Consider the following 14,051-nt stretch of genomic DNA (forward strand, 5'->3'; position numbering starts at 1 on the left):
TCAAAAATAGCGTTCTTGGCGTTTTCGCAAGCAGGATTTTGCTCTGCAATTAACCGTGCCGCACAAAACGGTAGCGTGAGCCCTTTGAAAATGCTTATTTTGTTGCGTTGCGTACTCTTCCCGCCCTGCGGCATTGCCCGACAGGTTCCCGTTCTCCGCGTTTGCAAGTGAGAGCCCATGGCGAAATCAGACCAACCCACCACAATCAAGAAATACGCGAACCGCCGGCTCTATAACACCGGAACGAGCACCTATGTGACGCTCGAAGACCTCGCCGCGATGGTCAAGGACGGCGAAGACTTCCTGGTCTATGACGCCAAGACCGGCGACGACATCACCCGCTCCGTGCTCGCCCAGATCATCTTCGAGCAGGAGAACAAGGCCGGCCAGAACCTGTTGCCGACCACCTTCCTTCGCCAGCTGATCCGCTTCTATGGCGACAGCATGCAGATGGTGGTGCCGAAATATCTGGAGCAGTCGATCGCAACCCTGACCCAGGAGCAGGAGAAGTTCCGCAAGCAGATCGCCAATACGCTGTCCGGCACTCCTTTTGCTCCGTTGGAAGAGCAAGTCCGCCGCAACATGGAGCTGTTCCAGCAGACCTTCTCGATGTTCAAGCCGTTCGCTGCGCCCCGTCCGGCGGCCAGCCCCGAGCCGGAGCCCGATGCGAATGCCGAGGCGCCGAAGGACAGCAACATCGACGAGCTGCGCCAGCAGATGAAGGAAATGCAGGAGCGCCTCGAGCGGATGTCGAAGAAGGACGAATAGTCTTTCGTTCGCGCCGGCCCCTGTACGCGGGAGGGCGAGCCACGTCTGACCGAAGCAACCATTGGGACCATGTCTACGCCACCAAGGGCGAGGCCGAGGTCAGCTGGTATCAGGATAGCCCCGCGATCTCGCTCGCGATGATTCGCGCAGCCGGCTCCGATCGCGACACGACCATCATCGATGTCGGCGGCGGCGCATCGCGCCTGGTCGATGCGCTGTTGCAGGACGGCTATCGCGACATCGCCGTGCTGGATCTTTCTGCCAATGCGCTCGCGGCGGCGAAGAAGCGCATCGGTCCGGCCGCTTCGACGGTCGACTGGATCGTTGCCGATGCCACGACGTGGCGTCCGACCAGGACCTACGATGTCTGGCACGATCGCGCAGCGTTTCACTTCCTGACTGACCCGCGCGACAGGGTCGCTTACGTGGAGCGCCTGCGGTCGGCGGTCAGACCTGGCGGCCACGTCATCATTGCGACGTTTGCACCCGACGGTCCCGAGAAATGCAGCGGCCTGCCGGTGCAGCGCCATGACAGCGCCAGCCTTGCAGCGGAGCTCGGGCCGGAATTTAAACTGGTCGAGACGCGCAGCGAGACGCACCACACGCCGTGGCATTCGACGCAGGCGTTTCAGTTCAGCCGGTTTCGGCGGCAGAAATAGTTCTCGTCATGGCCGGGCTTGACCCGGCCATCCACGTCTTGACGCGCGACGCGAAGAACGTGGATCCCCGGGGACAAGCCCGGGCATGACGACAGAGACTCCGGATCAAGCCGCCATCTTCACAGCATGCGCAAAGTCCCAGTAGAGCTTGCGCGCCTTGGCGTAGAACGGGCCCGGCTTCAGCTCGCGCTCGTCGATGCGGATCACGGGCGCGACCTTGGCGAAATTGCCGGTCGAAAAGATCTCGTCGGCGGTCAGGAAATCGGCGTAGCGCAGCGTCTTCTCGACCACGGTGACGCCGTCGGCGCGAAGCAGGCTGATGACGCGCTGGCGCGTGATGCCGTTGAGGAAGGTGCCGTTCGGCGCCGGCGTGAACACCACGCCATCCCTGGCCATGAACACGTTGGAATTGCCGAACTCGGCGACGTTGCCGAGCATGTCGAGCATCAGCGCGTTCTGGAAGCCGCGCGACGCAGCTTCGGCGAGTGCGCGCGAATTGTTCGGGTAGAGGCAGGCGGCCTTGGCTTCGACCGGCGCGCATTCGGCCGTCGGCCTACGAAACGGCGACAAGGTGATCGCGTTGCCGACGGGCTTTGGCATCGGCGCTTCGTAGATGCACAGGCACCAATTGGTGGTCTCGGGGTCGAACAGCACGCCGCCGCCGCTTCCGTTCTGCGCCCAGTACATCGGACGGATATAGAGCTCGGCATTTCCGGCAAAGCGCGCGATGCCTTCGTTCGCGAGCGTCAGCCAGGTGTCGGTATCGACCACCGGCTTCAGGCCGAAACTGATCGCGGATTGATTGGCGCGGGCGACGTGACGATCGAGATCCGGTGCGACGCCCTCGAAAGCGCGAGCGCCGTCGAACACGATCGAGCCGAGCCAGGCCGCATGCGTGCGCGGCCCCATGATCGGCACGTTGCCCTCGTGCCATTTGCCCTCGAAGAAGGTCCAGCTCGGCGAGTAGTCGATGGGCTTCTTGATCTCGGCCATGACCGGCCTCCTTTTCGAACGATCCGGCACTATTGTCCCAATTTCTAAACGATTTGCTGCGGGGAAATGGTGAGTTACCCTCTCCCCTTGTGGGAGAGGGTGGCTCGCCGCGTAGCGGCGAGACGGGTGAGGGGTATCCATCCGCGAACTCACCTGCGGAGAAAACCCCTCATCCGGCGCTGCGCGCCACCTTCTCCCACAAGGGGAGAAGGAAGAATCCATGCCGCTGGATCCGCTCGCAAAGCGTTTGTTGACCATGATGGCTGCGGCTGCGCCGCAGGCGCGGAGCCGGCCGAGTGTGGAGGTGCGGCGGCAATCGCTGGCAAAGCTGATGCAGTTCGCCCGGGCCGAGGCGCCGGATGTGACGATATCCGACGGTAAGCTGCCCGGTCCCGGCGGCGAGCTGCCCTATCGCCTCTACACGCCGGCAGGCACTGAAGCGCCCGCACCGGGCTTCGTGTTCTTTCATGGCGGCGGGCTCGTCGCCGGCAGCATTGCGACGCACGAGCGCATCGCGGCCGCGTTGGCGCATGCCACCGGCTGCCGCCTCGTGTCGGTCGACTACCGGCTCGCGCCGGAGCACCGATTCCCCGCTGCGGTCGAAGATGCGATCGCCGCCACCGAATGGGTGGCGCGCGAGGCCGCATCGCTCGGCATCGACGCCAATCGCCTGGTGATCGGCGGCGATTCCGCCGGCGCCACACTCGCAGCCATCGTGTGCCAGGAGGCGGCGCAGACCGCCGGCCTCTCCATCGCCGCGCAGTGCCTGATCTGCCCGGTGCTGGATTTCGAGGAGACCTCGCCTTCGCGCGAGGCCTTTGCCGAGGGCCATCTGATCGATCGCGTCACGATCGAAGCCGATCTTTCCGATTATCTGCCCGATGGCATCGATCCTGCCGATCCCCGCGTCTCTCCGTTGCGCGCGACGCGCCTCACGGGCCTGCCGACCGCGATCATCCACACCGCCGAATACGACCCGATGCGTGACGAGGGCAATGCCTATGCCCGCAAGCTGCTCGCCGCGGGGGTCGCGGTCGAGCATGTCTGCCACGATGGCATGGTTCACAATTTCCACGCCATGGGCGCAATCCTGCCGCAGGCACAGCTCGTGCTGTCGCAAATCGGCGAACAGGTGCGGCGCGCGGTGAAGACCTGACAGCGTCAATCATACGCGCGCGCCGATCACCGCGCGCGCCGCCGCGACATATTCCGGCCAGTGCGCTTCCGCATAATGCTCTGCCTGCCATGCGCAGGTGCTGTCGGGCGCATGCGCCGCCGCAATCGTGCGCGCGAAACGTTCCTCCGCAACCGTCGCCTTGCCGGGCTCGGCTGTGGGTGCAGCAGCCACCGCAGCACCGGGAGTAACGGCAAGCCCCGCCAGACCGGTGAGCAGGATGCGGCGTGACGTGTTCATGGCTGTCTCCTCCATTCTTCGGCCTGCACTGTGGCGGGCGAGTGTGTCAGTGCGATCACGCTAGGGTAACCGCGCACATCCGCGCCGTCCATCGCTTGCGGATAGCGCTTGACCAAGCGAGCGATCACGTTCCATCTAACAACGGTTCCACCTTCAGATCGCCACGCGTCGGATCGTCACGTGCCTTTTCGCAGCCAATCCCGTCGTGCGTTGCGCGCTGCCGCAGCGGGACTCCTGTGTCTGGCGGTCCCCGCCGGCGGCGCCTTCGCTGCCGACGATGAGGAGGAAAAGCCGGCGGTCCCGAACATCTATCTCGATCTCCGCACCATCTATGCGACGATCCCCGCTGGCACGCTCGCGCTCGGCTTCGGCAACACCTCGCTGTCAGCCGCATTCCAAGCCCTGGCGGCGCAACGAGGCACGTCGCTGCCGAATGGACTGCCGGCCGCGAAATCGATTGCGATCGACCTGCCGCTGACCGTCGACGTCAGCGACCGCGTTTCGCTCTACGGCGGCGTATCCGGCACGACGACGGATATCGGCGGCGGCTGGTCGTCCTTCGACATCACGAGCTGGAACATCGGCGTGCAGGCCGATCTCTACCAGCAGAATGGCGGGAAGATCCCGACCATCACGCTGCAATCGACCCTGACGCAGTCGGTGCCCAACGAGCAGGGCATGACGAATTCCTTCAACAACATCGTGGAATTCGACTACGCGGTCGACGAGGACGAGACACGGGGCTGGCTCGCCGGCCTGCAATACACCACCGTCACCATCGCCAGCCCGTTCGCCACGATCCGGCCGAACACGATCCTCTATGCCGGCGGCTACTATCAATGGCCGAGCAACTGGAAGTTCACCGGGCGCCTCGGCATGCAGTCGTTCGGCGGCGCGCTGCTCGCGGGCCGGACGCTCGCGGAATCCTTCACCCAGCCGGTCCTGCGGCTCGACCTCGATCGCATGGACGACAACGACAACCGCCTGTTCGGCATCACCGCGCAGATCGCCTGGATGCCGAAGCCGTCCTATCAGGTCACGTTGCGCACACCGCTCTACGCCGTGCGCAACTAGTCAGGCACCGGCACGTCGAAGGTGTTGAGCGTGACCGAGACCATGCAGTAGACGCCGACGAGATAGGACAGCTCGGCCGCGCCGTGCTCGCCGAATTCCTTCACGGCCGCACGCCAAGTCAGCTCCGGCAGCACGCCGCCGCTGACCAGAGCCGAAGCCATGTCGTAGGCGATGGCTTCCTGCTTGGTGAGGTCCACCGGCCGCTGGCCGGCAACGATGGTCGCGAGCTTCTCGTCGGAGAGGCCACGCTGCTCGGCCGCCAGCACATGAGCGTAGAGCTCGTAACCGGAGCGGAAATGCGAGCCGGTGACGAGGATCGCGACCTCGCGTACGGCCGCGGGCAGCAGCGGGTTCGATGCAATCGCCTTGACTAGCTCCCACACCGGCTTGCCGAAGCGCGGCTCGCGGATCCAGGGATTCCAGGGCCCGAGCAGCGCGCCGTCCTCGCGCATGTTCACGAAGCCCTTGAAGTGGTCCTGCATGCCGGCCCGCATGTCGTCGTAGAGCGGCTTCTGTTCGTCGGTCAGCTCTTTCGGATCGAGAATGGGAAGGCGCACGGTAGGGTCTCCTCGTTGAGAAGACGCAACCGTCACCTGCATGCCTGCGCAAGGCAAGTGAAGTTGCCGTGACGACCGTGCGATTTCGCAAATGCCAGGCAGATCTCGCTATGACGCCGTGGGGTTTTGCAGGCTTTGAGGATTGACCACGTCGTCGACGTCCAGCGCCAGTGGCTCACCTGTGGCGAGGAACGACGACAGCGCCGCCTCGAACGGCGCCGGATCGAGGCCGCGCGCGGCGAGCCAAGCGGGCTCGTAATAGGTCTGCCGGTAGCGCTCGCCGGAATCGCAGATCAGCGTCACCAGCGATCCCGTGACGCTCGCCTGGCGCATCTCCGAGGCGAGCCGGCACAGCGCCAGGAAGTTGGTGCCGGTGGAGCCGCCGACCGCACGGCGCAGCCGTCGCGACAGCACGTTCATCGCCGCGACCGTTGCCGCATCCGGGATCTTCATCATGCGATCGACCACGCCGGGCACGAAGGACGGCTCGCAGCGGGGACGACCGACGCCCTCGATCAGCGACGGGCGGTCGCAAACACGGGAGCGGTCCTGCGTGCGGAAGCAATCGAAGAACGCGGAATGCTCGACATCGGCGACGCACAGCCGGGTCGGATATTGCCGATACCGCAGATAACGTCCGATGGTGGCCGACGTGCCACCGGTGCCGGCGCCCATCACGATCCAGTCCGGAATCGGCCGCGGCTCGCCTCCCAATTGCGTGAAGATCGATTCGGCAATGTTGTTGTTGCCGCGCCAGTCGGTGGCGCGCTCGGCGAAGGTGAACTGGTCTATGTAATGGCCGTTCAGGCGGCCGGCGAGCGCGGCGGCTTCCGCATAGAGCGCGCGGCCGTCGTCGATCAAATGGCAATGGCCGCCATAATGCTCGATCGCGGCGATCTTCTCCGCCGAGGTCGTGCGCGGCATCACGGCGTAGAAGGGCACGCCGATCATCTCTGCGAAATAAGCCTCCGACACCGCGGTCGATCCCGACGAGGCCTCGACCACGGGCGTGCCTTCGCGGATGTGGCCGTTGCAGAGCGCATAGAGGAACAGCGAGCGCGCGAGGCGATGCTTCAGGCTGCCGGTCGGATGCGTGGACTCATCCTTCAGATAGATGTCGATGCCCGATAGCGCCGGCACGATCAGCCGGATCAGATGCGTGTCGGCGGTGCGGCACTGGTCGGCCTCGATCGCGGCCACGGCCTCGTCGACCCAGCCGCGCCGATAGGCCGGCCCGGCCGGATTGTGCTGGCGGAAGGGGAATGTCTGCATCGGGCGAATCTCTCATGATGCGGATAGCGCATCAATAGCTGCGCCTAAAATTCCAGCGGCGCGTTATCGACGACTTCCTTCATCACGAAGAAGGTCCGGGTCTGGCGCACGCCGGGGAGCGCGATCAGCTGCTCGCCGTGGATGCGGTTGAAATCCTCCATGTCGCCGACGCGGATCTTGAGGAAGTAATCGAAATCGCCGGCGACGAGATGGCAGTCGAGCACGAATTTCAGCTTTGCAACGGCCAGCTCGAAGGTGGCAAAGCTTTCCGGCGTCGAGCGGTCGAGCACGACCCCGACCATCACCAGCGTGCCCTTTGCCACCTTCTTCGGCGCGACCATGGCGCGGACAGTGGCGATGAAGCCGTCCTCGAACAGGCGCTGGGTGCGACGATGGCAGGTGGCGGGGCTGATCGCGACCGTTTCGGCCAGCTCGGCGTTGCTGAGCCGACCGTTATTCTGAAGCAATCTCAATATCTTGAGGTCGGTGCGGTCGAGTCGGGCAGCCATGAAAGAAACTTCCGTAAGAAAATGCTGTTCTGGAAGGAATATTAGCTATCGCCCGCAACTTTCGCAAGAAATTGCGCAACATGGCCGCAATATTCGAGAGCACATTTTCCCGACGCGATGCTAGGGAGCCGCCAACACCAACGCCAATCGGGATTGACCCATGAAGCTGGACAAATTTCCGCGCTATCCTTTGACCTTCGGCCCGACGCCCATCGAGAAGCTGGAGCGCTTGTCGAAACATCTCGGCGGCCAAGTCGAGGTCTATGCCAAGCGCGAGGACTGCAATTCCGGCCTCGCCTATGGCGGCAACAAGCTGCGCAAGCTCGAATACATTATCCCCGATGCGATCGCCTCCAATGCCGATACGCTGGTCTCAATCGGCGGCGTGCAATCGAACCACACCCGCATGATCGCGGCGGTCGCGGCCAAGCTCGGCATGAAATGCCGCCTGGTGCAGGAAGCCTGGGTGCCGCACGAGGACGCGGTGTATGACCGCGTCGGCAACATCATGCTCTCGCGCATCATGGGCGCCGACGTGCGCCTGGTCGACGACGGCTTCGATATCGGCATCCGCAAGAGCTGGGAGCAGGCGATCGAGGAAGTGAAGGCGGCGGGCGGCAAGCCTTACGCCATTCCCGCCGGTGCCTCCGTGCATAAGTTCGGCGGCCTCGGCTATGTCGGCTTTGCCGAGGAGGTGCGCAAGCAGGAAGCCGAGCTCGGCTTCAAGTTCGACTACATCGTCGTCTGCACCGTCACCGGCTCCACCCATGCCGGCATGCTGGTCGGGTTTGCGGCGGACGGCCGTGCGCGAAAAGTCATCGGTATTGATGCGTCGTTCACGCCGGCACAGACCAAGGCCCAGGTGCTCGAGATCGCGCAGAACACGGCGAACCTCGTCGAGCTCGGCAAGGACCTCGTCGCTGACGACGTCGTGCTGATCGAGGACTACGCCTATCCCGCCTATGGCGTGCCGTCGGAGGAGACCAAGGAGGCGATCCGCCTAACCGCCCGGCTCGAAGGCATGATCACCGACCCCGTCTACGAGGGCAAGTCGATGCAGGGCCTGATCGATCTCGCCAAGAAGGGCTATTTCGAGAAGGGCGCGAAGATCCTCTACGCCCATCTCGGCGGCGCGCCCGCGCTGAACGGGTACGCGTATGCGTTTAGGAATGGGTGAGTCATAAGGGAGGCGAGACGACTCTCGCCTCTCTTCGTAGCCCGGATGGAGCGAAGCGTAATCCGGGATTCCCACCATACGAAGTGACTGTCCCGGATTGCGCTTCGCTCCATCCGGGCTACAGCAGCTGCGATCGTGGCTACCGCGTCCTGACGATCTGCAGCAGCTCATCGCCGTAGTGCTCGAGCTTCTTGTCGCCGATCCCCGGCACGTTGCGAAGCTCGTCCAGCGTCGTCGGCCAGGCCCGGACGATGCCGTCGATGGTGGCATCGTGCAGCACCACATAGGCCGGCACGCCGCGTTCGCGCGCGATTTCTGACCGCCAGGCGCGCAGCCGCGCGCGCAATTCGGGATCGACGTCGCCTCGCGGCGCGCTCGCCGCGGGCGCGAGGTCACCGCGGCGTGACGTGGCCCGGCTGGCGCGAACCCGCGTGCCGGGCGCCCCCTCGCGCAGCCAGACCTCGGTCTCGCCGCGCAGCACGCCGCGCGAAGACTCCGTCAGCTTGAGCGCGCCGTAGGCTTCGCTGTCGCTGCGCAAATGGCCCATCGCCACCACTTGCCGCAGCACCGTGCGCCACTGCTTCTCGTTGAGCTCGCGGCCAATGCCGAACACCGACAGCTTGTCGTGACCGAACTGTGTGACCTTCTCGGTCAGGCGTCCGACCAGCACGTCGATCAAATGCATGGCGCCGAAACGCTGCCCGGTGCGATAGACGCAGGACAGCAGCTTCTGCGCCAGCACCTTGCCGTCGCGCATCTTCGGCGGCGTCAGGCAATTGTCGCAATTGCCGCAGCTCTCGCCCATCACGATCTCGCCGAAATAGGCGAGCAGGCGCCGGCGCCGGCAATGCGGCGTCTCGGCGAGGCCGACCAGCGCATCGAGCTTGCCGATCGAGACCCGCTTGAAATCCTCCGATCCGGCCGATTCGTCGATCATGCGGCGCTGCTGCACGATGTCGGAGAGGCCGTAGGTCATCCACGCCGCCGACGGCTTGCCGTCACGGCCGGCGCGTCCGGTCTCCTGGTAATAGGCCTCGATGCTCTTGGGCAGGTCGAGATGGGCGACGAAGCGCACGTCGGGCTTGTCGATGCCCATGCCGAAGGCGATGGTCGCGACGATAACGATGCCGTCCTCGTTGAGGAAGCGATCCTGGTTGCGCGAGCGCACCGCCCCGTCGAGCCCGGCGTGGTAGGGCAGCGCCGCAATGCCGGCCTCGGCAAGCGCGGCGGCGACCTCCTCGACGCGGTTGCGCGAGAGGCAATAGACCACGCCGGCATCGCCCATGTGGCGCTCGCGGATGAATTCTTTCAGCTGCGACACCGCATTGCGCTTTTCGACGATCTCATAGCGGATGTTGGGCCGGTCGAAGCTGGAGACGAACTGCGGCGCGCCCGTCAGCTGCAGCCGCTCGACGATCTCCTTGCGCGTCAGCTCGTCGGCGGTCGCGGTCAGCGCGATGCGCGGCACGTCGGGAAAGCGCTCGGCGATGACGGAAAGGCCGACATATTCGGGCCGGAAATCGTGGCCCCATTGCGAGACGCAATGCGCCTCGTCGATCGCGAACAGCGCCACTTTCGCCTGCGCCAGCAGCGACAGGCAGCGCGGCGTGACCAGCCGTTCCGGCGCGACATAGAGCAGGTCGAGATCGCCGGCGAGCAGGCGGCGTTCGATGTCGGACGCCTCCTGCGGCGTCAGCGACGAGTTCAGCGCGGCGGCATTGACACCGGCCTCGATCAGGCCGGCGACCTGGTCGCGCATCAAGGCGATCAACGGCGAGACCACGATGCCGCAGCCTTCGCGCAGCAAGGACGGAAGCTGATAGCACAGCGACTTGCCACCGCCGGTCGGCATCAAGACCAGGCAATTGCCGCCGTCCGTGACGTGGCGGACGATCTCGCCCTGGGCGCCGCGAAAGCCCGGCAGGCCGAACACCGAATGCAGCACCGACAGCGCGTCGCGGCCGTTGGCCGGCGCAGGCAGTGGGGCGTTGGAGGGAGCGGACATGGGCGGAGCAGATCAGGCCGTGGGATTCGTCACAAGGCCAGTCGCATGCTGGTGTGGCTGTGGCAAGACTGTTTGGAGGCGAGGCACGACTCTTCCCTCTCCCCTTGTGGGAGAGGGTGCCTCGCGAAGCGAGGTGGGTGAGGGGTTCTATCCGCGAACGCAGATATGAGCTTGTGGAGACATACTCCTCATCCGGCGCTTCGCGCCACCTTTCTCCCACAAGGGGAGAAGGGAAGAAGAGGCTACGCCCCGATCCGTCGCAGCGCTTCTGCGACCGTCACGATCGGCATGTTGCGCTTGGCGGCGGCTTCAAGCGCATGACGCATCAGATGCGGCGTGCAGCCATAGGGGCTCGGCCTGTCGCTGACGTCGTGGCCGTAGAAGATCAGCCAGCCGCCGCTCGCGACCGCCTCGTCGAAATAGCGATCGACGCCCGCCTCGTCGATCTCGCAATCGACCAAGGGGGAGGCGCGCAGGAATTGGAGGTCGATGACGCCGCTGTTGACGCCGGGAAGAATGCCGCGCGCGGAACGGAAGGCCTTTGTCAGCTGCGGCTTGCGCCACACCGAGGCGATGCCATAGGGATAGGCGAAATTCTCCAGCGTGATCGAGCCATCGATGCCGCGGAGATGGCTGCGGTTCCGGTCGATCTCGCGCGCCATGGCGGCTTCGTCGAGCGTCGCCGAGCTCTGATGCGAGAAGGTGTGGCAGGCGATCTCGTGCCCGGCGCGGTGAAGCCGGACGATCGCATCATCCGAGAGGCCGTGCCAATGCTCCGACGGCCGACCGATCAGGCTGCCGGCGAGGTAATAGGTGCCGCGGCCGCCATGCCGCTCCAGTAGCTCGGCGCCCTCGCCCGCGGCGCTATCGGGGGCATCGTCGAACGTGAAGCTCACCATCGCCGCATGCGCGGCCAGCCGGTGCGGCGCGGCGCGGAAATGCCGGGCCAACCGATTGCTCACGCGTCCCTGGAGTGCCGACCACACGACTGCGTTTCCTGTGATGCCTTCTTGCTCTACTGAAACATTCGTGCGCAGGTCGAGGCAAGCCTAACGCCCGGGTAATCCTAACGCCGAACCAAGAGCGCTTCGGCTAGCGCACCGACATTGACGCGTCGGCGTCCGCGCCGAGATAACGCAACCAATTGCGGAAGAGCACCGCCGCCGCGTCGCCAGCGCCGATATCGGCGCGCAGGTTCAGCGCGGGCAGCTCGTTGCTGAGCGCCGGATGGCGCTGGTGCGCCGCCTTCTTCTCGAACCGAGCCAGCTTCTCTTCAGTCGCTGCGTCAAAATAACTCACCGGCAGGCGCGGATAGGTCTCCCGCTCCCGCGCGAGATAGCGGCCGATGTCACGCAGATATTCGCGCTGCAGCGACAGCGCGTCATATTCGGGGTGACCCTGGAAGAACACGAAGCGGCTGGCATATTGGCGAACGAAGACGTCGACGCCAGCCTCCTGTGAGCGTGTCAGCACCTGATAACCGGCGTGCACGAGGTCGCTCTCGGCGATCTCGTTCAGACGTGAATGCGAGACCTTGAGCGGTGCGGGCGCAGAGCGGGTCAGCAAATCGTCCGTCACGACGCCGCAATCGAAAATGCCGTGACATTTGGCCGGCAGCCGCCGCCGTTCAATATTGTCGAGATGCAGCACCGCGGCATGCGCGGCAAGGCACGACCAGATCGTCGAACGCGTGTTGGCCTTGGCCCAGTCGATCAGGTTGGTGAGGTCGCGCCAGTACGGCTCCCCGTCGAGCTCGGGCGCGATCGGCTCTGCGCCCGTCACGATCAGCCCATCGAACTTGCCGCGCTCGAGATCGGAAAGGTTGGAATACTCGCTCTCGACATGCCATTTCGCTTCCGGCGACCGCTTCACGCTGGGAAGCGAGAAGCAGTGGAAGCGGATACGGCGCGAGCCCGCCGCGGCCTGAAGCAGCTTCATGAACTGCCGCTCGGTCGCCTTCAACGCGGCATCCGGCATGTTGTTGACGAGGCCGATGGTGAGCTCGGCGCCAGCATCGCGCGCGAGATCGTGCGCGGCCGGCACCAGCGTCGGGCCCGCGATGACCTGATCCTTGTCGATCAAGATCGTCATGGCCGGCGCCGCCTACTCCGCGGCCTCGCGGCGCGCCGACGGGCAGGCATTTTCCAGCGCCTGGTCGATGTCCTCGATGATATCAGAGACATGCTCGATGCCGACCGACAGACGGATCGTCTCTGGCAGCACGCCGGCGGCGCGCTGCTGCTCCGCCGACATCTGGCGATGGGTGGTCGATGCCGGATGGCAGGCGAGCGACTTGGCATCGCCGATATTGACGAGCCGCGTGATCAGCTTCAGCGCATCGTAAAACGTCTTGCCGGCCTCCATGCCGCCCTTGATGCCGAAGGTGAACAGCGAGGAGGCGTTGCCGTTCAGGTACTTCTGCACCAGGGGATAATAGGGGCTGTCCGGGAAGCCGGTGTAATTGACCCAGGCCACGCGCGGATCGCCGCGCAGGAATTCGGCGACCTTGCGGGCGTTCTCGACATGGCGCTCCATGCGCAGCGCCACGGTCTCGATGCCCTGAAGCAGCAGGAAGGCGTTGAACGGCGACAACACCGAGCCCATGGTGCGCTGATAGACGCTGCGCGCGCGCTCGATATAGGCGGTCTTGCCGAAGCGCTCGGCATAGACCAGGCCGTGATAGGAGGCGTCGGGCTTGTTGTAGGCCGGGAAGCGATCGGCGTACTCGGCCCAGGGAAAGTTTCCGGAATCGACGATGGCGCCGCCGAGCGTGGTGCCGTGACCGCCCAAGAACTTGGTCAGCGAATGCACCGCGATATCGGCCCCATAGTCGAACGGCTTGAAGAGGATCGGGGTGGCGACGGTGTTGTCGACGATCAGCGGCACGCCATGCGCATGGGCGATCTTCGCCAGCGCCTCGATGTCGCAGACATTGCCGGCGGGATTGCCGATGGTCTCGGCGAACACCGCACGGGTGTTCTCGTCGATCAGCTTCTCGACCGCCTCGGGCTTGTCGCTCTCGGCGAAACGGCCGGTAATGCCTTGGCGCGGCAGGATGTGGGAGAGCAGCGTATGCGTGGTGCCGTAGAGTTGCGGCACGGAGACGATGTTGCCGCCGTGATCGGCGACGTTGACGAAGGCGAAATGCAGCGCTGCCTGCCCGGTCGCGACCGCGAGCGCGCCGACGCCGCCTTCGAGCTGGGCGATGCGTTTCTCCAGCACTGCGCTGGTCGGATTGGCGATGCGGCTGTAACGAAAGCCTTCGGTCTCCAGATTGAACAGGGCGGCGCCATGATCGGCGCTGTCGAAGGCGTAGGCCGCGGTCTGGTAGATCGGCACGGCCACTGCGTGCGTGGTGGCTTCAGGCTCGTAGCCGGCGTGAATAGCGATCGTCTCGTTGCGCATCGTGCCACCTCCGCGTGGAGCGGGCCGCACTTATTGGCCTAGAATGAGGCATGTGCGTTGTCCGCCGCTCCTCTGTTAGAGGCGGGTGGTAAAGCGGACAATAATTCGCTTAGAGATCGAGGAAGTAACCCTAATGCTTGCTCGCGGATTGGCTGAAATCCGGGTTAAGGCGGATTAACGAACGCGCTCTCGCCGTGGCGCTCCTACTCCCCTTGTGG

General features: G+C 64.8%; 14 protein-coding genes. 5 read left to right on the forward strand and 9 right to left on the reverse strand.

Features of this window, described 5'->3' with window-relative positions; all coding sequences use genetic code 11:
- Positions 1 to 177: 177 nt before the first annotated feature.
- Together phaR and I6F24_RS31900 are read left to right on the forward strand one after the other, a co-directional pair.
- On the forward strand, positions 178 to 768 hold the full coding sequence (gene phaR, locus I6F24_RS31895) for a polyhydroxyalkanoate synthesis repressor PhaR (RefSeq protein ID WP_036014750.1): 591 nt from the start codon (positions 178 to 180) through the stop codon (positions 766 to 768).
- Between the two features lie 137 nt (positions 769 to 905).
- Entirely contained in the window at positions 906 to 1,427 is a 522-nt protein-coding gene (locus I6F24_RS31900) for a class I SAM-dependent methyltransferase (RefSeq protein WP_225137168.1), read from the forward strand.
- Positions 1,428 to 1,532: 105 nt separating this feature from the next.
- Here I6F24_RS31900 and I6F24_RS31905 read toward each other — a convergent pair whose 3' ends face one another.
- A complete protein-coding gene (locus I6F24_RS31905; RefSeq protein ID WP_225152606.1) occupies positions 1,533 to 2,420 on the reverse strand; it encodes a branched-chain amino acid aminotransferase in 888 nt (295 codons plus the stop codon).
- Between the two features lie 220 nt (positions 2,421 to 2,640).
- On the opposite strand from I6F24_RS31905, the gene I6F24_RS31910 reads away from it, so the two are divergent.
- A complete protein-coding gene (locus tag I6F24_RS31910; RefSeq protein WP_036026187.1) occupies positions 2,641 to 3,576 on the forward strand; it encodes an alpha/beta hydrolase in 936 nt (311 codons plus the stop codon).
- 9 nt (positions 3,577 to 3,585) lie between these two features.
- On the opposite strand, the gene I6F24_RS31915 is transcribed toward I6F24_RS31910, so the two are convergent.
- Positions 3,586 to 3,834: a hypothetical protein gene (locus tag I6F24_RS31915; RefSeq protein WP_036026186.1), complete on the reverse strand. Its 249-nt coding sequence runs from the start codon at positions 3,832 to 3,834 to the stop codon at positions 3,586 to 3,588.
- 210 nt (positions 3,835 to 4,044) lie between these two features.
- On the opposite strand from I6F24_RS31915, the gene I6F24_RS31920 reads away from it, so the two are divergent.
- Positions 4,045 to 4,908, forward strand: coding sequence for a hypothetical protein (locus tag I6F24_RS31920; protein ID WP_036026185.1), 864 nt, complete (start codon positions 4,045 to 4,047; stop codon positions 4,906 to 4,908).
- Here the strand turns inward: I6F24_RS31920 and I6F24_RS31925 are convergent.
- The 3 genes from I6F24_RS31925 to I6F24_RS31935 all read right to left on the reverse strand — a co-directional run bounded on the left by I6F24_RS31925 (position 4,905) and on the right by I6F24_RS31935 (position 7,246).
- Positions 4,905 to 5,465: a carboxymuconolactone decarboxylase family protein gene (locus tag I6F24_RS31925; protein WP_036026183.1), complete on the reverse strand. Its 561-nt coding sequence runs from the start codon at positions 5,463 to 5,465 to the stop codon at positions 4,905 to 4,907. The two genes, I6F24_RS31920 and I6F24_RS31925, sit on opposite strands and share 4 nt — an antisense overlap.
- A gap of 108 nt (positions 5,466 to 5,573) precedes the next feature.
- Positions 5,574 to 6,737 (reverse strand): PLP-dependent cysteine synthase family protein, encoded by a 1,164-nt coding sequence (locus tag I6F24_RS31930; protein WP_036026182.1) that lies wholly within the window; start codon positions 6,735 to 6,737, stop codon positions 5,574 to 5,576.
- Between the two features lie 44 nt (positions 6,738 to 6,781).
- Entirely contained in the window at positions 6,782 to 7,246 is a 465-nt protein-coding gene (locus tag I6F24_RS31935; protein ID WP_225152604.1) for an Lrp/AsnC family transcriptional regulator, read from the reverse strand.
- Positions 7,247 to 7,406: 160 nt separating this feature from the next.
- Between I6F24_RS31935 and I6F24_RS31940 the strand changes: the two genes are divergently transcribed.
- Positions 7,407 to 8,423 carry a 1-aminocyclopropane-1-carboxylate deaminase gene (locus I6F24_RS31940; protein ID WP_036026180.1) on the forward strand — a complete coding sequence of 339 codons (1,017 nt, stop codon included), beginning with the start codon at positions 7,407 to 7,409 and terminating at the stop codon, positions 8,421 to 8,423.
- A 139-nt stretch (positions 8,424 to 8,562) separates the two neighbouring features.
- Here the strand turns inward: I6F24_RS31940 and recQ are convergent, their stop codons facing one another.
- The 4 genes from recQ to I6F24_RS31960 form a co-directional block, all read right to left on the reverse strand.
- Positions 8,563 to 10,428, reverse strand: coding sequence for a DNA helicase RecQ (recQ, locus tag I6F24_RS31945; protein WP_225152602.1), 1,866 nt, complete (start codon positions 10,426 to 10,428; stop codon positions 8,563 to 8,565).
- A gap of 242 nt (positions 10,429 to 10,670) precedes the next feature.
- Positions 10,671 to 11,414 carry a polysaccharide deacetylase family protein gene (locus I6F24_RS31950; protein ID WP_036026177.1) on the reverse strand — a complete coding sequence of 248 codons (744 nt, stop codon included), beginning with the start codon at positions 11,412 to 11,414 and terminating at the stop codon, positions 10,671 to 10,673.
- Positions 11,415 to 11,520: 106 nt separating this feature from the next.
- Positions 11,521 to 12,519, reverse strand: a complete 999-nt coding sequence (locus I6F24_RS31955; RefSeq protein ID WP_036026175.1) for a homoserine O-succinyltransferase — start codon at positions 12,517 to 12,519, stop codon at positions 11,521 to 11,523.
- A 12-nt stretch (positions 12,520 to 12,531) separates the two neighbouring features.
- A complete protein-coding gene (locus I6F24_RS31960) occupies positions 12,532 to 13,833 on the reverse strand; it encodes an O-acetylhomoserine aminocarboxypropyltransferase/cysteine synthase family protein (protein WP_036026174.1) in 1,302 nt (433 codons plus the stop codon).
- Positions 13,834 to 14,051: the final 218 nt, after the last annotated feature.

The sequence above is a fragment of the Bradyrhizobium sp. BRP23 genome (genome assembly GCF_020194135.1).
In the GTDB taxonomy this organism is placed as follows: domain Bacteria; phylum Pseudomonadota; class Alphaproteobacteria; order Rhizobiales; family Xanthobacteraceae; genus Bradyrhizobium; species Bradyrhizobium yuanmingense.

What these genes read in the sequence shown, in the direction of transcription:
- phaR (WP_036014750.1), top strand. Translation starts at nt 178, where the DNA reads ATGGCGAAATCAGACCAACCCACCACAATCAAGAAATACGCGAACCGC.
- I6F24_RS31900 (WP_225137168.1), top strand. Translation starts at nt 906, where the DNA reads ATGATTCGCGCAGCCGGCTCCGATCGCGACACGACCATCATCGATGTC.
- I6F24_RS31905 (WP_225152606.1), bottom strand. Translation starts at nt 2,420, where the DNA reads ATGGCCGAGATCAAGAAGCCCATCGACTACTCGCCGAGCTGGACCTTC.
- I6F24_RS31910 (WP_036026187.1), top strand. Translation starts at nt 2,641, where the DNA reads ATGCCGCTGGATCCGCTCGCAAAGCGTTTGTTGACCATGATGGCTGCG.
- I6F24_RS31915 (WP_036026186.1), bottom strand. Translation starts at nt 3,834, where the DNA reads ATGAACACGTCACGCCGCATCCTGCTCACCGGTCTGGCGGGGCTTGCC.
- I6F24_RS31930 (WP_036026182.1), bottom strand. Translation starts at nt 6,737, where the DNA reads ATGCAGACATTCCCCTTCCGCCAGCACAATCCGGCCGGGCCGGCCTAT.
- I6F24_RS31935 (WP_225152604.1), bottom strand. Translation starts at nt 7,246, where the DNA reads ATGGCTGCCCGACTCGACCGCACCGACCTCAAGATATTGAGATTGCTT.
- I6F24_RS31940 (WP_036026180.1), top strand. Translation starts at nt 7,407, where the DNA reads ATGAAGCTGGACAAATTTCCGCGCTATCCTTTGACCTTCGGCCCGACG.
- recQ (WP_225152602.1), bottom strand. Translation starts at nt 10,428, where the DNA reads ATGTCCGCTCCCTCCAACGCCCCACTGCCTGCGCCGGCCAACGGCCGC.
- I6F24_RS31955 (WP_036026175.1), bottom strand. Translation starts at nt 12,519, where the DNA reads ATGACGATCTTGATCGACAAGGATCAGGTCATCGCGGGCCCGACGCTG.
- I6F24_RS31960 (WP_036026174.1), bottom strand. Translation starts at nt 13,833, where the DNA reads ATGCGCAACGAGACGATCGCTATTCACGCCGGCTACGAGCCTGAAGCC.